This window comes from Acidithiobacillus albertensis (assembly GCF_001931655.1).
In the GTDB taxonomy this organism is placed as follows: Bacteria; Pseudomonadota; Gammaproteobacteria; order Acidithiobacillales; family Acidithiobacillaceae; genus Acidithiobacillus; species Acidithiobacillus thiooxidans.
Map to the genome: position 1 here is coordinate 84,726 of NZ_MOAD01000001.1, position 18,385 is coordinate 103,110.

The window sequence follows — 18,385 nt, forward strand, 5'->3', positions numbered from 1 at the left end:
CAGACAGGGCCAAGCCTGTAAGTCTGCTCTCACAATGCGGCCATTATACCGTGTTTTCAAGCCCGCCAGGTCGGGTGGGAGGAATGTTTTTTGTCTGATTGGTCAACCCTGAATCCTCGCCAGCTGGAGGCGGTGACGCTTCCCCCTGGTCCGGCACTGGTGCTGGCTGGTGCCGGTTCCGGTAAAACCCGGGTGCTTACCAGCCGCATCGCGCATCTGCTCGAAGAGGGGGTGCATCCCGGAGAAATTCTGGCCGTCACCTTCACCAACAAGGCGGCACGATCCATGCGCGAACGCCTTGATAAAATGGTCGCCATGGAACTGCGCGGCCTGTGGATGGGGACATTTCACGGCCTCGCACATCGCCTGATTCGCCTGCATCATGAAGCACTGAAGTTGCCCGCTGATTTTCAGGTGCTGGATTCCGAAGACAGTCAGCGTTTGTTGCGCCGCCTCATGCGCGAGGCGCAGATGGACGAAAAGCAGTGGCCACCCCGGGCGATGGCGGGGCGCATTGGCCGCTGGAAGGACGAAGGCTGGGGACCGGAACAGGTGTTGCGCTACGAGGGACCGGCGGCTGCGGCTTTTGTGCCGATTTATCAGGCCTATGAAGTCGCCAAGCAACGCTCCGGGCTGCTCGATTTTGGTGATTTGCTTCTGTATGCCCTGAAGCTTTGGGCGTCTCCCGAGATTCTGGATCATTATCAGCGGCGTTTTCAACATATTCTGGTGGACGAGTTTCAGGATACCAATGCGGTGCAATATGCCTGGCTGAAAGGGCTGGCGCGGCATGGCCAGATTTTTGTGGTTGGGGATGATGACCAGTCCATTTATGCCTGGCGCGGCGCGCGGGTCGAGAATCTGTTGCGTTTCGGCGAAGACTTTGCGGGTGCCCGGGTGGTGCGTCTGGAGCAGAATTATCGATCTACCGCTGCCATTCTCCAGGCAGCCAATGCCGTAATTGCCAACAATCCCGAGCGCATGGGTAAAACCCTATGGACCGCCGAGTCCGGTGGCGAAGCGGTACACCTGTACACGGCGTACAATGAATTTGATGAGGCCCGTTATGTCATCGGGCGGATTCAGCAGTGGCAGGATCAGGGTGGGCGTCGCTCTGATTGCGCCATTCTTTATCGTTCCAATGCCCAGTCCCGCGCTTTTGAAGAAGTTCTGGTGCGTGAAGGTTTGCCTTATCGGGTTTATGGTGGCCTGCGCTTTTTTGAGCGGGCGGAAATCAAGGATACCCTCGCCTATTTGCGACTGACTGCCAATCGTCATGATGATGCTTCTTTCGAGCGGGTTGTGAATGTGCCTTCGCGTGGCATCGGGGCGGTCAGTGTCGAACGCCTGCGCAATCTCGCCCGCGAAAAGGGCCTGTCGCTCTGGCAGGCGGCCGGAGCGCTGAATCAGGCAAAAATCAATGGATTTTTGAATCTGGTCGATACGCTTGCCGAGCAGACCCAAGAGCAGGACCTCGACAAGCGCGTGGAAATTATTTTGCAGCATACCGCCCTGCGCGAATGGCACAGTCGTGAGGGCGACCGGGCTGAAGGCCGCCTCGAAAACCTCGATGAACTCATCAATGCCGCGCGTGCGTACGGCCAGGATTGGCATGCTGATCCGCAACTGGGTGAGCTGGCACCGCAACCCGGCAACATGCTCTCCGAGTTTCTCACCCATGCCGCGCTGGAAGCGGGCGATGGGGCCGGAGATGCCTGGGAAGACTGCGTCCAGCTGATGAGTTTGCACAGCGCCAAAGGCCTGGAGTTTCCTCTGGTTTTTCTGGTGGGGTTGGAAGAGGGTCTGTTTCCCCACCAACGTTCTTTGGAAGATGGTCAGGGTCTCGCGGAAGAACGCCGCCTTTGTTACGTGGGCATGACCCGGGCCATGCGCCTGCTGGTGCTCAGTCATGCTGAAAGCCGGCGTTTGCACGGCAGTGAAAGAATGAGCATGCCCTCCCGTTTTCTGCGGGAAATCCCCCAGGAGCTTTTGCAGGATTTGCGTCCGCGCGCGCGCATCAGTCGTCCCGCCATGGCGCTACGACCTGCAGCCCCGGAAATGCCGTATCCGCTGGGCTCCCGTTTACAGCACCCGGTATTTGGCGAGGGGACGGTGCTGGATTACGAGGCAGGCGGTCGTCAGGGTCGAATCCAGGTGCAGTTCAGTTCGGGGGCAAAGTGGCTGGCTTTGGGTGTTGTGCAATTACAGCAGTTACCCTGACATTCAAAAGCAAAAACTGCCAAAGTCACTGCAAAGCCGTCAAAGCAACAGTCGTTTTTAGGAGAATGGGAGGAGCGTGATGAAAATACGGATGGGAATACTACTGGGTGTGGCTTTGTCCTTGTTTGCTCTGCCACTTTGGGCATCTGTCAACATCAATACCGCAGATGTTGCTGCGCTGGATAATTTGCCGGGTATTGGTCCCGCCAAGGCACAGGCTATTGTGGAATATCGCAAGGCGCACGGATCTTTCAAAACTCTCGATGATCTTGCCCGGGTGCATGGCATTGGCAGCAAGCTGCTGGAAAGATTGCGCCCATCTCTGGCACTGGATGGTCAAACGACGGCTCTATCGTCCGTTGCGGGTTGTTCGGCCGGGAAAGCGGCTTCGCGAAAAAAACCGATACCAGCCGGAGAAGAGCACGCTGTCCGCCGTGGCAGTCGCGGGTATATTCTCGATGGTGGCCCAGACAGTAATGCCTTTCATTACCGGCATTTTTCCCTGCAGGAATCGTCCTGAACCCGCAAACGAGTGGCTATAGCCCTTGACGGCGTTGTAACAAAATCCGGTGATATTCTTCCGGATCCTTGCAGAAAGTGATGGCGCCGGGGCGGCGGAAGTGCACCGCATCCAGCCGGAGCAGCCAGAAACGCAAGGCGGCTATCCGGAGCATGGCAAACCACAGGGGGGCTTCGTCATCCCGCAGCGGACGGGTCGCCACATAAGCCTCCCACAGTGCCGTACTGAGAGAAGGATCCAGCTGGCCGTCAGGGCGTGCGCACCAGCTGTTTGCGACGACCGCCAGATCATAAAGCCAGGCATCATCACCTGCGTAATAGAAGTCGATGGTGCCGGAAATCTGTTGTTCTGCGAAGAGCACATTGTCGGGGAAAAGATCTGCATGAATGACTCCTCCCGGTAGTTTTTCCCGCTGAATGTGACTTTGATAGGCCAGTTCATCGGCAATTATCTGGTTGTCGGCAGGATCCAGATGCGGCACCAGATGACGGGCGGTCTCCTGCATCCAGGGCAGTCCCGCAGGGTTGGGGTGGCGCTGGGGAAAGTCCTCTCCCGCCAGGTGCATTTGCCCCAGTAATTGCCCCAAAGCGCGAATTTCCGTTAGCGTGGGGGCTCGCCCTTCAATGGACCGGCCCTGAAGGCACTGCACAATGGCGGCAGGTTTGCCACATAAGCTATTCAGGCTTTTCCCGCTACGGGCGTGCATAGGGCGCGGACAGGGAATGCCCTGGGTGCTCAACCAGTCGGTAAGATCCAGAAAATAGGGAATTTTGGCGGCGGAAAGGCGCTCAAACAGGGTCAGCACAAAACGGCCCTGGTCCGTATCCAGAAAATAATTACTATTTTCGACGCCCGCAGAAATGCCGGTCAGGGAGATCGCTTTTCCCAGATCATAACCTTCCAGAAATTGCGCGAGCTCCTGATCGGAGACATTGGTGTAAACAGACATAGATGCAGTTTTACTCTAACAGGCGCTTCACCAGCGAAATATAATCCACTGCGGAACACTCAGGTGCTCCGCAGCGGTTTGCGGAACTTCCGTGAAACGCCCGGTGCCGCCCTTGTCTTCCAGATAGTAGGGCGGGAAGGGTTTGGGTGGAATGACCTTGACCATGTAAACCTTGCCGTTGACCTTGTATTCCTCGATTTTGGATCCGGTCGGTGCCTTGATCTCGGCATTGGGACCGATTTTTTGCGGGGCAAGTTTGGGCAGATGCAGTTTTTGGATGTTTTGTTGTGCCGAATTGGGTAGTGCAGCATCCGTATCTGCCAGGGCAGTGGCGGCGACACCCAGCGCAAGGGCGGCAACCATGGTGGTAATCATGATACGAGTAGACATGGGAACTCCCTGAATATCTAAAGGTTGAGAAGGGCTTCTGTTTCGGCGGCCGATGGGGCAAAACCGCGCTTTTCATAATGATTAAATATAGCCGATACGACTTCGTCAGGATCATCAATGACGGTAATCAGATGCAGATCTTCAGGGTTGATAGTGCCAAGGCCGAGCATGGCCTCCTGCCACCAGACAATCAGCCCGTTCCAGAAATCCGAGCCTACCAGAATAATGGGCATGCGCCGGGTTTTGCCGGTTTGCACCAGGGTCAGACACTCTGCCAGCTCGTCCAATGTCCCGAAGCCGCCGGGCATGACGACATAGGCGACCGCATATTTCATGAACATGACCTTGCGGGAATAAAAATGCTCAAAGGAAATGGCAATGTCCTGATAAGGATTGCTGTGCTGCTCATGGGGAAGCTCAATATTTAGTCCGATGCTGTAGCCGGTGCCGTGGAAAGCCCCCTTGTTGGCCGCTTCCATGATGCCGGGGCCGCCGCCACTCAAAACCGAAAAGCCCGCATTGGAGAGTTTTTCAGCAATTTCCTCGGTTTTCAGATACCAGGGATTGTCGGGACCCAGGCGGGCGGAACCGAAAATGCTGACGCAGGGATCCACGTCCACCAGTTTTTCATAGCCGCGCACAAATTCCGCCATGATCTGGAAGATTTTCCAGGCCTCGCGGGTGAGTCGTCCTTCTCCCCCGTCCCGTAGTTTTTCTTCCTCAAGATGCGCCCGCATGCCTCATTCCCGTGTCAATGATGGAGATTTTCCGTATTATGACGGAAATTCGCTAACAAGTCCCAGATCATGCCCCAAGACCCTCGTATTCTCGTTGACGCCTCCAGTTTCCTGTACCGGGCATTTCATGCCCTGCCGGACTTGCGGGCGCCGGATAATCTGCCTACCGGGGCGATATTCGGGGTGGCCAACATGCTGCGGCGCCTGGCGAAAGAATATCCCAGTGATGAAATCATTGTGGTTTTTGATGCTCCCGGCGGGACCTTTCGTGACCGGCTTTATCCAGAATACAAGGCCCAGCGTCCAGCCATGCCGGAGGATTTACGCGCCCAGATTCCGCTCCTGCATGAATGGATTCAGGCAACAGGTCTGCCGCTGGTGCTGGTGCCGGATGTGGAAGCCGATGATGTCATCGGGACGCTCGCGGGCTCGGCGCAGGCGGGCCAGCAGGTGATTATCGTGACGGGTGACAAGGATATGGCCCAGTTGGTCAATGATCAGGTCACCCTGCTGGATACCATGAAGGGCGTGAAAACCGACGTGGCCGGGGTATGGGAACGTTATGGCGTGGCCCCGGAACGTATCGCCGATTTACTGGCGCTTACGGGTGACAAGGTCGATAACATTCCAGGGGTGCCCGGAGCGGGGCCTAAAACAGCGGCCAAATGGATTCAGCAATATGGCAGTCTGGATGGCGTTCTGGCCCACGCCGATGAAATCGGTGGCAAAATAGGCGAGGCACTGCGGGCCTCTCTGGACTATCTGCCCCTCAGCCTGGATCTGACCACGATTCGCCGCAATCTCCATTTGCCGGAGCAGTCCTATTTGCGCGCCCCCGAAAACACCCAAAAATTGCGCAGCCTCGCCCTGCGCCTGGGCTTTCATGCCTGGCTCAAGGAATATCCAGCCGAGCCGGGCACCGAGGATACCGGGGTTTCGGTAAATGAAAGCGCTGCGGGGGGATTGATGCCCATTGATCGCAGCCGTTATCGGGCGATTACGACCCCCGCAGCGCTGGAAAACCTGCTGCAAAAGTTGCAGCAGGCGGACTTGGTGGCACTGGACACGGAAACGACGGCATTGGACCCGCTGAATGCCGATCTGGTGGGTATTTCCTGTGCCTGGCAGGAAGGCGATCAGATTGAAGCAGTGTATATTCCGATAGGACATCGGGATGACAGTACACAGCTGGTGCTGGATCATGTTTTAGCCACGTTGCGCCCCTGGCTGGAAAATCCGTTGGCCGCCAAACTGGCGCAAAATGCCAAGTATGACTGGCGGGTGTTCTGGCGTTACGACATTCATCCGGCAGGCTTGTGCCGGGATACCCTGCTGGAAAGTTACATCCTGGACAGCAGCCAGAATAACCACGATCTGGATACTCTGGCGCAGCGCCATCTGCAGCACCAGAACATTACCTACGAAGAAGTCGCGGGCAAAGGCAAAGCGGCACGCAATTTTGCCGACGTGCCCGTATCTGAGGCCTTACCCTATGCGGCTGAAGATGCGGACGTTTGTTGGCGGATTGATGCCCAACTGTGGCCACGTTTTGCCAATGAGGCGGGCCTGCAGCGCGTCCTGATGGACATTGAAATGCCGCTGGTGCTGGTGCTGGCGCGTATGGAACAGGCCGGTGTTCGGGTAGATAAGGAGCAGTTGAAGACCCTCAGCATGGAATTGGGCAGGGATATGGCCGCTTGTGAAGCCCAAGCTTTCAAGTCAGCCGGACAATCGTTCAATCTCGGCTCACCGAAACAAATCCAGGAAATTCTGTTTGATAAAATGCAGTTGCCGGTCCTGAAAAAAACGCCTGGTGGCCAGCCCTCTACCAGTGAGGATGTGTTGGCCCAGCTGGCGGTTCAGGCGGATCTCCCCCGACTGATTCTGGAATATCGGGGAATGGCCAAGCTGAAAAACACTTACGCAGATGCCCTGCCGGAAATGATCAACCCCCGGACAGGTCGGGTGCATACCCATTTTCAGCAGGCCGTGGCGGCCACCGGACGCTTGTCTTCCAGTGCGCCGAATTTGCAGAATATCCCGGTGCGTACCGAGCAGGGTCGGCGTATCCGGCAGGCATTTGTTGCCGAAGACGGATTTTATCTGCTGAGTGCCGATTACTCACAAATTGAATTGCGCATCATGGCCCACCTTTCCCGGGACGCCCGTCTTTTGCAGGCTTTTGCCGAGGGCCAGGATATTCATGCCGCGACGGCGGCCGAAGTGTTCAATCTGGCTCCGGAGGCGGTAGATAGTGATGCCCGGCGTGCAGCCAAAGCCATCAATTTCGGCTTGATATATGGCCAGACCCCCTATGGCCTCGCCCAGCAGTTAGGTATTGAGCAGAGCGCTGCCCGGGCTTACATGGATCGGTATTTCGAACGGTATCCAGGGGTGCTCATTTACATGGAGCAAACCCGTGTTCTGGCGCGCCAGCAGGGCTATGTGGAAACCCTGTTCGGCCGCCGTCTGTATGTGCCTGAAATTCGCTCCAGTAATGCCGCGCGGCGCAATTACGCCGAGCGGGCTGCCATCAACGCGCCCATGCAGGGTACGGCGGCTGATCTGATCAAAAAAGCCATGATTGCCGTAGATGCCTGGTTGCAGGAAAACCCGGTCCGGGGTCGAATGATTTTGCAGGTGCATGATGAGTTGATACTTGAGGTGCCCGAGAGTGGTCTTGAAGCTGCCCGTGCCGCCCTCAAGGAGCTTATGGAAGGCGTGGCGGATCTGGCAGTTCCCCTACTAGTGGGTCTCGGGGTGGGAAAGCATTGGGATGCTGCGCACGGCTAACCCTTGCTGGGCGTGGCGCCAGTACTGAAACGGAACATTTTCATGACGGCGTTGTTATCTAGTTGCTCGCCATTGAGTGCCATGGCAAGCAGCTCACCACCCAGTACCTGGGGAGCGATGATCATATCCGGCTGGACCCTGCGCACCCGGCCAAGATTTTTACTGTCGTTGACTGCGGCAACGGTTTTGGCAGAGCCTTCCATTTCTTTGACCGCCAGCACCACGAAGGCGTTTTCTGAATCATCTGCGCGCAGGGCGAGAACCGCCAGAGCCTGCTCGGCACCGGCACTGCGTAATATATCGGTGTCACTGGAGTCCCCGATAATCAAATCATCCGCCTGATAAATGGAGTCATCGGGTTGGTGTCCCATGATCACGATAACGGGTAAATTGCGACTTTTCAGTTCGCGATAACTATTGCGCGCCAGCGGCGTATCGCCCGCGATGATGTAATGATTTTTCAGAGTCATGCGGCGTTTTTCCCCTTGTAGCGCCGATTGCAGTCGGTTATTGATTGCCGGAACAATAATGGCCGATAACGAAGTGGCAAATACGGTGATTCCCAGCACAATCAAAGATACCACAAAAAGTCTGGCCTCGTTGGAAACGGGCAGAACATCGCCATAACCGACGGTAGACATGGTCACTATGGAAAAATAAAGTGCCCCCGTCAGGCTATGAATATGCGGTTTGAAGCCGTCACCCAGAATATACGCACCGAACACCCCATAACCTATAACCATAATGGCGCCTACCAGTGCAAACAGGGTGCCGGTGGCGAGACTGCTGTGATTAAAACGACCCCGGAAAATCCATAAAAAAAACACTAGAACCGCATTGTAGTAAAGCAATGCTGAAATATGTTGGGGATGGCGGTAAATACCAACGGCAAGAACCGCTGATGCAATAGTCAGAACAATGGCCCAGGCGAAACGCGAACGAAATAACAGTCCCAGCGACATGATCAGCAGAATGATGCCTGCAGCACCCTGCGGAAGGCCACGAAAGGCATCCAGCACAAAGCCGCTGGACATGTCGGCAAGGCTGCCGACGTAGCTCAGGCCCAGCAACTGTCCGATGGCCGGAAGAATGTTGAAAAGCCCCAGAAAACCTACCGCTGCAGCAATGGGTGTATGTGGATACCAGCGGTCAAGCTGCAGGCGTCTTGCCCAGCGCTCAGCCCGTCCTCGCCAGCGGTTACGCCAGCTCGGGCGTAAAATATGCCAGGGATGAGGCGTGTGACTGAACTTTTCCGACATGCTTCACTCAAACCCGATGAGTAACGAATTGCTTGTCTGGATCCGGTCTACCCTCCCTGGCCGGATCATGAGTCCTCCCCTCCCTTTGAGGGCTCGTTATTAACCCCGGCAGAAGTCGGGGTTTCTTTTTGTTCGCCAGGTGCCAGCCAGTCTGCAATCAACTGGTGCAATTCGTCCAGACCCTGTCCGGTTTGCGCCGAAAACAGTTGCATGGCAACCCCCTGTAATTCCGGCATCCGCCGCAATCGGGCCATTTCCTGCAAGGCCGCCCCGCGACTGAGTTTGTCGGCCTTATTGAGAAGGACGTGGACCGGGCGGCCACAACCCGCAGCAAAACCAATCAGATCAGCATCATGCGGCCCATAGGGATGGCGAATGTCCATGACCAGAATCAGGGCGCGCAGACTGCTGCGTCGGCGCAGGTATTGTTCCAGTAATGGACCCCAGGAACGCCTTAAGGCCTCAGGGACTTTGGCATACCCATAACCGGGTAGATCGATGAGGCGTTGCCCAGGATCCAGATCAAACACGTTGATGGCCTGAGTACGGCCGGGCGTGCGACTGACGCGTGCCAGCGCGCGGCGTTCGGTGAGCATGTTGAGGGTAGAGGACTTGCCCACGTTGGAACGTCCGGCAATGGCCACTTCGGCCCCATCATCCGGGGGGAGTTGTCCCGCCTGGGTCACGCTGAGGCGAAAGCTGGCCCGACGTAACGGGGCGAAACGGAAAGGTGTTGGGTTGGTATGGTTCATGCTGAGAGCATAGTCGTCGTCAGTTGGTTCTGGCAATCTGAAAGTCATGCTCAGGAAGCTTGCTGCCACCAGGCCCAGGACCTAGACTGCGAAAAAAAATTCAAGTGGAATAATTCACTGAAAAAAATAGGGAGAACAGGTTTGCAAGCACATGTAGATGGCCTTGCCTGGCAGCAGCCGCGCTGGCGATTGCTGGTACAGTTTTTGGGGTCCATGCGACTGGCGGTCAGTCTGCTGGTATTACTGGCCATTGCTTCAGTGATCGGCACTATTCTCAGTCAACAGCAGCCTTACCAGAATTATGCCATGCAGTTTGGGCCGTTCTGGTTTTCGGTATACCGTGAACTCGGTTTGTACAATGTGTACCGCACTTTGTGGTATACAGCGATTGTGGCCTTTCTGGTGTTATCCACGGCAACCTGCGTTACTCGAAACAGTCCCCGGATGCTGCGCGAAATGCGCGAATTTCCAATCCGTCAACGCGATACCGTGATTTTGGGTCAGGATCATTGGGTGCGTATGGCTACGACATTGCCGATGGATCAGGCACAAGAGCGCATCCTGCAAGTGTTGCGAGCCGCTGGTTATAAACCCCGCGTGGAACAAAAAGATGGCGATATGGCCATTGCTGCCCGCAAGGGACGCTACCATCGTCTAGGCTACTTTCTCACCCATATTGCCATTGTCGTCATTTGTGCGGCGGCACTATATAACGCCGACGTGCCCGTTAAATGGGCAGAATGGCAAGGAACACTCAAACCAGAGCAGAATTTTGATCTTCCGCTTTCAAAAATCCCCCGGACGGCCTGGATGTCCCAAAACAATCCGGCCTATCGGGGGATTATCACGCTGCCCGAAGGTCAGACCGCCAATGCGGTATTTGAACTCGCCGGCAATGGTTATCTGGTGCAACCCCTGCCTTTTCGGATTCATTTGCAATCGTTTCATATTTCCTATTATTCCACCGGAATGCCTAAGGATTTTACTTCCCGGGTCGTGCTCTACAGCCCGCAGGGGAAAGTCCTCAAAACGGGTGATGTCCGCGTAAATCACCCCATGTCCTATGACGGGGTATATATTTATCAGTCGAGCTTCAGTGATGGGGGGTCATTGCTGCATATGAAAACCTATCTGCTTGGAGCCTCGGGTGCCGCCCCCGGCGAACTTTCCGGACGGGTGGGACAAACCCTTCATGCAGGGAATTCCGGCTACGCTGTCGATCTGAAAAATTTCAATCTTTACAACATCGTGCCGAAGGCGGCGGTGGGCGAAAAAGCCACTCCGGATCATCCGACCCTCAATCTGGGCCCCAGTTTTACCTACATCATTCACAATCCCAATGGTCAGGCCGCCGAATTCAAGACCTACATGACACCCATGCGGCGGGGTGGGCAAGGTTTTTTTATTCAGGGATATCGCGAGGCATTGGGAGATGCCTACCGATACATATATATCCCTACCGGGCCTAACGGGAGCATTGGTTTGTTCATGGATTATCTGGCGGCCTTGCAGTCTGCGGCCCGTGCGGGTGCCAACGCTTCTCAGGCTATTTTCACAGAGACCTTCCAGCAGGTTGTTGCCCGTCATGCTCCGGGAATGAGCACGACGGATCAATCCCGTTTTTTGCAGGCGGGTATGCAAACCTTGGTGCAACTGCACGATTACCCCATGCCTTTCATTTTATCGTTAAGTAGTTTTGATCATCGCTGGGCAGCCGGCTTGCAGGTGACCAAGTGGCCGGGGACCATTGTGATTTATTGGGGATGTGTGGCCCTGGTGCTGGGCATTTTCATCCTGTTTTATATTCCCCAGAAGCGTATCTGGCTCCGCCTTCGTCCCCGGGGACAGGAGTCCGAGGGGGTAGAGTTGTTATTGGGGGCTTCTGCAGACCGCAACCGTCTGGATTTTACCAAAGAGTTTAAGCGATGGACCGGGACCTTGGAGCAGGCCCTGGGCGTCGATCACGCCGAATACAAGGAGCAAAAAGATGGCCAACACACGCGTTGAAAGCTGGACAGAATTAAGCCCGGAGCCAAGCTGGTGGGCACAGTGGAAATTAAGAGACTGGGCATGGTTTGCCGGATTGAGCGTTTCTGCCGGAATTATTTTAGGGCTGTACGGTAGCAGTTTTGGTTACTGGCAATTTGTGGTGTTGGCTGCCTGGTATAGCGCCCTGCTGGTGGCGGGGCTGGCCTGGCGTCCCGTGCAGTTGGCCAGCATCGGAATCGTGTTGCCCGCACTGTTGGCTGTGTGGCTTTATAGCATCGGCCAAACCACTGCAAATAACATGCTCCTGCGCGATGTGTTACAGGGCTACGCGGCGGTTATGTGGATGTCCGCGCTGCTGCTCGCCGCCACCGCCTGTTATCTTTTTTATCTTTTTAGCGGACGTGAACGGGCGGGTCAGTGGGCCACAGCCCTGACCTGGGCTGGCGTCATCATGGGATTCATTGGTCTTGGGGTACGGTGGCGGGAAACCTATCTGGGCCATCCGGATTGGGGGCATATTCCGGTAAGCAACCTTTGGGAAGTTCTGGTCCTCTTTTGTGCCTCTACGCCATTGTTTTACCTGTATTATGAAAAGCGTAACGAAGCACGTGCCCTGGGCGCCTTTGTGATGCCTCTGGTGGCCGCCGGAGTGGGGTTTCTGCTCTGGCTGACATTTGCCCAGCACATGGACCAGATTGAGCCACTCATCCCTGCCCTGCAAAGTTTCTGGATGAAATTACACGTTCCCATGATGTTTGTGGGTTATGCCAATTTTACCATCGCCAGTCTCATTGGCGTGGGTTATTTGTTGACGGAGCGGTCGCGCCGCCGTGGTTCGGGAATGTTGCTTCGGGTCATGCCCAGTAGTGAAGTCATGGACGACGTGATGTACAAGGCCATTGCCCTGGGTTTTCTGTTTTTTACGGTGGCAACCATTTTGGGCGCGGTATGGGCCGCCAAGGCCTGGGGCGGCTTCTGGTCCTGGGACCCCAAAGAAACCTGGGCGCTGATTGTCTGGTTGAATTACGCCGGTTATTTACATGCCCGCGTCGTTAAAGGGTGGCGTGGTACGGCCATGGCCTGGTGGTCATTCATGAGCCTTTGGGTCGTGAGTTTCTGCTTTCTGGGCGTCAATATGTTTCTTTCGGGGTTGCATTCTTACGGGAAGTTATAAATTTCCTGATGAACCCGGTTTTCTGAGACTCGTTAATTATCTGATGACCCGTGCTGCGAAGGTTTTTCTGTAAATTACGGTGAGAGTCAACAGGGTGGGCGCGAGATCTGATCGGATGCTTATTGTTTTTGTTTGCTGAAAAACTGACGAAACAGAATCAGATACATTCCCTGTAAGGCGACGGCCAATAAAAATGGGGTCACCAGCATTTCGGCTTCAAAGAAAAGTCCGGCAATGCTGGGTCCGATGGCTCTGGGTGCTTGCAGGGATAAACTGTTTACGGTGGCGGCCAGACCGCGTTTGTCTTTTCCAACCAACCCCAGAAACAATGCCTGCCGTGATCCGATACTGCCCTGGTTCAATGCCGCACGAAAAATGTAGAGCAGCATGGCCAGCCAGAATACTGGCGCAAAAGGTAAAGCCAACATCATAATCAAACCGAGCAGGCGCATGCGGGTCACCGTACCAACCATGCCAAAGCGTCTGGTCAGGCGTAATCCCAGAAGCGACATGAGCGCCGCACTGAAAAAGGCCAAAGCCATGGCCGCACCAATAGCGGCAGGACCTACGCCAAAGCGTAGATGAAACCAGTAGGCCATCAGTGGACCGACCATGCCAATCCCTAATCCGTTCAAAGCATTGATGGCGCCAAATCTCAGCAGAACTCGTCCTACAGACGAAGGCTTGTCCGCAATGATCTCAGGGCTTTCCAGTTTTGTGGCAGGAGCGGTATCCTGATCAATACCTTCAGCCGATAGGGAGGACTCTCTAGCGCGGAGCAAAAAAAACAGGCAAAACAATGAACCCAGTAACACGATTATAAATAAAGACCGATATGCTTCCGGTCCTGGCAGCACCCCATTCAGTAGTCCGGGCAGCGTAGCCAGCAATGCGCCAACGGCCATGCCTGTCAGTCCGGCACTGGTATTCAGGTGGAAAATCTGTCCCCATTGCTTATGAGAAACGCTCCGTGACATCCAGGATTGTTCGGCGGGGGCGAAGGGGCCGGCACCACCATTAGCGCCCCTTCCAAAGGCACCGAGAATGGCCGCCAAGCTGAGCCAGACTGGCTGGGCCGTACTCAAGGCGATGATTGCGGCACCAATCTGGATACCCTCATAGCCCAACAAAAAGCGTTTGGCGCCAAAACGATCGCTGAGTGGCCCAACAATCAGGGTTGCCAGCGCGCCCACCAGCAAACTAACCGAATATAAGCCGCCGATATGGATGGCTGACCAATGCAAGGCATGGAGATAGAGGGCAAAATCTACGACCAGTGCACCCTGGCCGACACTCCGGGCGACTCGTGCAGCCATGAGCAGGCGGGCATTGCGAGGAATGTCTGAAAGCAATGAGAAGGACAGGTTCAGTGGAGCAGCTTATTGGATTTCATGATGGGTACGGGTAATCTGATTGTGCGAGTCCACATACACGAGTCGAGGCTGAAATTCCGCAGCCTTTTCTTCAGCGATTTGCGCATAGGCGGCAATAATCAAAGTGTCGCCCAAGGCGACGCGGCGTGCGGCTGCACCATTTACAGAGATGATCCCCGAACCGGGCGCTGCAGAAATGGCATAAGTACTGAACCGGTCGCCGTTATTGACGTTATATATGTGCACCTGCTCGTAAGAATAAATGCCCGCGCTTTTCAGCAGATGCGCATCAATGGCGCAGGAGCCTTCATACTCCAGTTCCACGGCGGTAACCCGAACCCGATGCAGCTTGCCCTTGAGTAAGGTGAGCAAAGTCATGAGCGGTCTTCATCCTGCTGGTGCTTTTTGGCCAGGCGATTGACGCCCACCGCTACAATGATCAGAAGCAGGGGGGTTCCGACCATAATCACAATTTCTCCCCAGAGACTAAGCATATTGAGAGTATCTCCCGACAAGTTTAATGGTTATTGAGTTTACCCCTTGCAGGGTAATGGGGGAATGGTTGCAGCCATCCCAAAACCGGGAGATGGCTGCTGGTTTGCTGGAAATTACTTGTTGCCGAGACAGGATTTCTTGAAAGCTTTACGCTCTGCGCCTTTTTTACCTTTGGCATCGGCATTACAGGTCTTCATGCGTTCCTGGTGGGGCGTGAGGGGCTTGACAGCATGTGTCGCCGTTTCGGCAAAAGTCAAGGCGGGACAGCAAGAGACAAGCACAGCAATGACATTACAGTTTTTTAAGCATCGTTCGTTCCTTTTCTTTGGTAGGTTATACAGCATAAATAATATTACATGTCCGTAAGTTAGCGGCCAACAATAGTCAGATTGGCCGGTACGTTACATGAATGATTACGCCTCCATTCAGCGCGGCTTGCGTAAATGCTAAGATGCGGCCTACTCGATCAATTGCGGATTATTTATGACCATGAATACAGAACAGGCAGAAGCACAAATTGCGCTAGGCACAGTGGATATTCTTCCGGAAGGAGAAATATCCAAACGTCTGGAGCTCGCGGCAGAAAAATCCGAACCATTGCGAATCAAGCTCGGTATGGATCCGACCGCTCCGGATCTTCACCTCGGCCATACGGTATTACTCCATAAGGCACGACAGTTTCAGGATATGGGGCACAAATTATTATTCATCGTAGGTGATTTTACAGCGATGATCGGTGACCCGACGGGCAAAAATGTCACCCGCAAGCCGCTCAGTCGTGAGGAGGTGACCGCCAATGCCGAAACCTACCAGCGCCAGGTCTTCAAAATTCTTGATCCTGAGCACACTGAAATACATTTTAACTCCAAGTGGTTGGGCGCGTTGGCTCCAGAAGCACTGATCCAGCTTGCCGCACGTTATACGGTGGCCCGGATGCTGGAGCGCGATGATTTCAGCAAGCGCTATGCAGCGAATCAACCCATTGCCATCCACGAATTTCTCTATCCCCTGCTACAAGGATATGACTCGGTGGCCATCAAGGCGGACCTGGAAATGGGCGGGACCGATCAGCGTTTTAATCTGCTGGTAGGTCGGGAACTCCAACGAGAATACAGTCAAAAAGCGCAAATGGTGCTGACCATGCCGATTCTGGAGGGCCTCGATGGGGTTCAGAAAATGTCCAAATCCCTGGGTAATTTTATTGCTGTAGAAGATCCTGCTGTAGAAATGTTTGGCAAGATCATGTCTATTTCAGATGTTTTGATGTGGCGCTATTACACACTGCTCTCCCGGGTCTCTGTTCAGGAGCAGGAACGATTACGGCGAGGAGCAGAAGCAGGATTGCTGAATCCTCGCGATATAAAGCTGGATCTTGCCGAAGAACTGGTGACTCGTTTCCATAACAAAGAAGAGGCAGAAGCGGCGCGTACGACTTTTCTGGCCCGCTTTCAGCGTCATGAAACGCCGCAGGATCTACCCTTGCAGAATTATGTCTTCGATAGCCCTCCACGCCTGGCGCAGGTGCTGGTACAGGCTGGTTTGGCGAGCAGCAACAGCGAAGCCATGCGCAAAATCCGCGAAAATGCTGTGCGGGTGAACGGCGAGCGCGCAGACGATCCGGCGATTACGCTGAATATTGGGGAGGAGTATTTACTGCAACTCGGTAAACGCCACTTTGCCAGAGTGACGCTCTGTGCGGAGAAAAACGCTAACTGACAGAATATAAAGACTTCCTGATGGTCGAGCCAGGAATACAGGAAAGATGCGAAAATATTGTGTTGACACCCCTCGAACCCTGCGTATAATGCGCCCTCACGACGCGGCGTTGAGCCGCACCGGACTCCGGTCCGGATGTTCTTTAAAAGCCGAGTGGAGATGTGTGGGGTTTAGGCCCAGGCTGTATTTGGATGCGAATTATCGTACTGAATATGGCAGAAGTTGAAGAAATTGTATGGATTGAACTTAAGAGTTTGATCCTGGCTCAGATTGAACGCTGGCGGCATGCCTAACACATGCAAGTCGAACGGTAACAGGTCTTCGGATGCTGACGAGTGGCGGACGGGTGAGTAATGCGTAGGAATCTGTCTTTGAGTGGGGGACAACCCAGGGAAACTTGGGCTAATACCGCATAAGCCCTGAGGGGGAAAGCGGGGGATCTTCGGACCTCGCGCTGGAAGAGGAGCCTACGTCTGATTAGCTAGTTGGTAGGGTAAAGGCCTACCAAGGCGACGATCGGTAGCTGGTCTGAGAGGACGACCAGCCACACTGGGACTGAGACACGGCCCAGACTCCTACGGGAGGCAGCAGTGGGGAATTTTTCGCAATGGGGGCAACCCTGACGAAGCAATGCCGCGTGAATGAAGAAGGCCTTCGGGTTGTAAAGTTCTTTCGTGGAGGACGAAAAGGTGGGTGCTAATAACGCCTGCTGTTGACGTGAATCCAAGAAGAAGCACCGGCTAACTCCGTGCCAGCAGCCGCGGTAATACGGGGGGTGCAAGCGTTAATCGGAATCACTGGGCGTAAAGGGTGCGTAGGCGGTGCATTAGGTCTGTCGTGAAATCCCCGGGCTCAACCTGGGAATGGCGGTGGAAACCGGTGTACTAGAGTATGGGAGAGGGTGGTGGAATTCCAGGTGTAGCGGTGAAATGCGTAGAGATCTGGAGGAACATCAGTGGCGAAGGCGGCCACCTGGCCCAATACTGACGCTGAGGCACGAAAGCGTGGGGAGCAAACAGGATTAGATACCCTGGTAGTCCACGCCCTAAACGATGAATACTAGATGTTTGGTGCCAAGCGTACTGAGTGTCGTAGCTAACGCGATAAGTATTCCGCCTGGGAAGTACGGCCGCAAGGTTAAAACTCAAAGGAATTGACGGGGGCCCGCACAAGCGGTGGAGCATGTGGTTTAATTCGATGCAACGCGAAGAACCTTACCTGGGCTTGACATGTCTGGAATCCTGCAGAGATGCGGGAGTGCCCTTCGGGGAATCAGAACACAGGTGCTGCATGGCTGTCGTCAGCTCGTGTCGTGAGATGTTGGGTTAAGTCCCGCAACGAGCGCAACCCTTGTCCTTAGTTGCCAGCGGTTCGGCCGGGCACTCTAGGGAGACTGCCGGTGACAAACCGGAGGAAGGTGGGGATGACGTCAAGTCCTCATGGCCTTTATGTCCAGGGCTACACACGTGCTACAATGGCGCGTACAGAGGGAAGCCAAGCCGCGAGGTGGAGCAGACCCCAGAAAGCGCGTCGTAGTTCGGATTGCAGTCTGCAACTCGACTGCATGAAGTCGGAATCGCTAGTAATCGCGGATCAGCATGCCGCGGTGAATACGTTCCCGGGCCTTGTACACACCGCCCGTCACACCATGGGAGTGGATTGTACCAGAAGCCGTTAGCCTAACCTTCGGGAGGGCGATGACCACGGTATGGTTCATGACTGGGGTGAAGTCGTAACAAGGTAGCCGTAGGGGAACCTGCGGCTGGATCACCTCCTTTAAAGAAATGGGTCCTAGACCCCACACACGCCACTCGGTAAAGAATCGGGCCTATAGCTCAGCTGGCTAGAGCACACGACTGATAATCGTGAGGTCAGTGGTTCGAGTCCACTTGGGCCCACCAAATGGGGCTGTAGCTCAGCTGGGAGAGCACCTGCTTTGCAAGCAGGGGGTCACCGGTTCGATCCCGGTCAGCTCCACCAAAGGGAAGAGGCCCGCGCGCAGCGGGTCGGACGCTGGG

The 18,385-nt window shown here is 55.0% G+C and carries 14 protein-coding genes, 2 tRNA genes and 1 rRNA gene; 9 read left to right on the forward strand and 8 right to left on the reverse strand.

The window, feature by feature from the left end; translation table 11 throughout:
- Window positions 1–90: 90 nt before the first annotated feature.
- Together BLW97_RS00395 and BLW97_RS00400 are read left to right on the forward strand one after the other, a co-directional pair.
- Window positions 91–2,220 (forward strand): UvrD-helicase domain-containing protein, encoded by a 2,130-nt coding sequence (locus BLW97_RS00395; protein WP_031575890.1) that lies wholly within the window; start codon window positions 91–93, stop codon window positions 2,218–2,220.
- 79 nt (window positions 2,221–2,299) lie between these two features.
- The gene (locus BLW97_RS00400) at window positions 2,300–2,740 is read left to right on the forward strand and encodes a ComEA family DNA-binding protein (RefSeq protein ID WP_075322008.1); all 441 of its coding nucleotides are present in this window, start codon (window positions 2,300–2,302) and stop codon (window positions 2,738–2,740) included.
- Window positions 2,741–2,756: 16 nt separating this feature from the next.
- On the opposite strand, the gene thrB is transcribed toward BLW97_RS00400, so the two are convergent.
- Genes thrB through BLW97_RS00415 form a run of 3 tightly spaced genes read right to left on the reverse strand, consistent with a single transcriptional unit; the run spans window position 2,757 to window position 4,816 of the window.
- Window positions 2,757–3,689, reverse strand: coding sequence for a homoserine kinase (thrB, locus tag BLW97_RS00405; RefSeq protein WP_075322009.1), 933 nt, complete (start codon window positions 3,687–3,689; stop codon window positions 2,757–2,759).
- A gap of 27 nt (window positions 3,690–3,716) precedes the next feature.
- Window positions 3,717–4,079 carry a DUF2782 domain-containing protein gene (locus BLW97_RS00410; RefSeq protein WP_024894519.1) on the reverse strand — a complete coding sequence of 121 codons (363 nt, stop codon included), beginning with the start codon at window positions 4,077–4,079 and terminating at the stop codon, window positions 3,717–3,719.
- Between the two features lie 17 nt (window positions 4,080–4,096).
- Window positions 4,097–4,816, reverse strand: coding sequence for an LOG family protein (locus tag BLW97_RS00415; protein WP_024894520.1), 720 nt, complete (start codon window positions 4,814–4,816; stop codon window positions 4,097–4,099).
- Window positions 4,817–4,885: 69 nt separating this feature from the next.
- Here BLW97_RS00415 and polA point away from each other — a divergent pair, with 69 nt between their 5' ends.
- On the forward strand, window positions 4,886–7,609 hold the full coding sequence (gene polA, locus BLW97_RS00420; RefSeq protein WP_075322010.1) for a DNA polymerase I: 2,724 nt from the start codon (window positions 4,886–4,888) through the stop codon (window positions 7,607–7,609).
- Here the strand turns inward: polA and kch are convergent.
- Both kch and yihA read right to left on the reverse strand, forming a co-directional pair.
- Complete coding sequence (gene kch / locus BLW97_RS00425; protein WP_010640780.1) at window positions 7,606–8,868, reverse strand: voltage-gated potassium channel protein; 1,263 nt, start codon at window positions 8,866–8,868, stop codon at window positions 7,606–7,608. The two genes, polA and kch, sit on opposite strands and share 4 nt — an antisense overlap.
- A 65-nt stretch (window positions 8,869–8,933) precedes the next feature.
- On the reverse strand, window positions 8,934–9,668 hold the full coding sequence (yihA, locus tag BLW97_RS00430; RefSeq protein WP_404813393.1) for a ribosome biogenesis GTP-binding protein YihA/YsxC: 735 nt from the start codon (window positions 9,666–9,668) through the stop codon (window positions 8,934–8,936).
- Window positions 9,669–9,761: 93 nt separating this feature from the next.
- Here yihA and BLW97_RS00435 point away from each other — a divergent pair, with 93 nt between their 5' ends.
- Window positions 9,762–11,627 (forward strand): cytochrome c biogenesis protein ResB, encoded by a 1,866-nt coding sequence (locus BLW97_RS00435; protein WP_075322011.1) that lies wholly within the window; start codon window positions 9,762–9,764, stop codon window positions 11,625–11,627.
- Window positions 11,608–12,783, forward strand: a complete 1,176-nt coding sequence (ccsB, locus tag BLW97_RS00440; protein WP_024894524.1) for a c-type cytochrome biogenesis protein CcsB — start codon at window positions 11,608–11,610, stop codon at window positions 12,781–12,783. Before BLW97_RS00435 ends, ccsB begins: the two co-directional genes overlap by 20 nt.
- A gap of 119 nt (window positions 12,784–12,902) precedes the next feature.
- Here the strand turns inward: ccsB and BLW97_RS00445 are convergent, their stop codons facing one another.
- The 3 genes from BLW97_RS00445 to BLW97_RS20335 form a co-directional block, all read right to left on the reverse strand.
- A complete protein-coding gene (locus tag BLW97_RS00445; RefSeq protein WP_075323520.1) occupies window positions 12,903–14,099 on the reverse strand; it encodes an MFS transporter in 1,197 nt (398 codons plus the stop codon).
- Window positions 14,100–14,162: 63 nt separating this feature from the next.
- Window positions 14,163–14,534 (reverse strand): aspartate 1-decarboxylase, encoded by a 372-nt coding sequence (panD, locus tag BLW97_RS00450; RefSeq protein WP_010640762.1) that lies wholly within the window; start codon window positions 14,532–14,534, stop codon window positions 14,163–14,165.
- A 230-nt stretch (window positions 14,535–14,764) separates the two neighbouring features.
- Complete coding sequence (locus tag BLW97_RS20335) at window positions 14,765–14,995, reverse strand: PsiF family protein (RefSeq protein ID WP_075322012.1); 231 nt, start codon at window positions 14,993–14,995, stop codon at window positions 14,765–14,767.
- Window positions 14,996–15,134: 139 nt separating this feature from the next.
- Between BLW97_RS20335 and tyrS the strand changes: the two genes are divergently transcribed.
- From tyrS to BLW97_RS00475, 4 genes are all read left to right on the forward strand, one after another.
- Window positions 15,135–16,367, forward strand: a complete 1,233-nt coding sequence (tyrS, locus tag BLW97_RS00460) for a tyrosine--tRNA ligase (protein ID WP_143214824.1) — start codon at window positions 15,135–15,137, stop codon at window positions 16,365–16,367.
- A gap of 242 nt (window positions 16,368–16,609) precedes the next feature.
- Window positions 16,610–18,145: ribosomal RNA gene (locus BLW97_RS00465) — 16S ribosomal RNA — on the forward strand.
- A gap of 46 nt (window positions 18,146–18,191) precedes the next feature.
- Window positions 18,192–18,268 (forward strand) — tRNA-Ile (locus BLW97_RS00470).
- A gap of 3 nt (window positions 18,269–18,271) precedes the next feature.
- A tRNA-Ala gene (locus BLW97_RS00475) sits at window positions 18,272–18,347 on the forward strand.
- Window positions 18,348–18,385 lie beyond the last annotated feature (38 nt).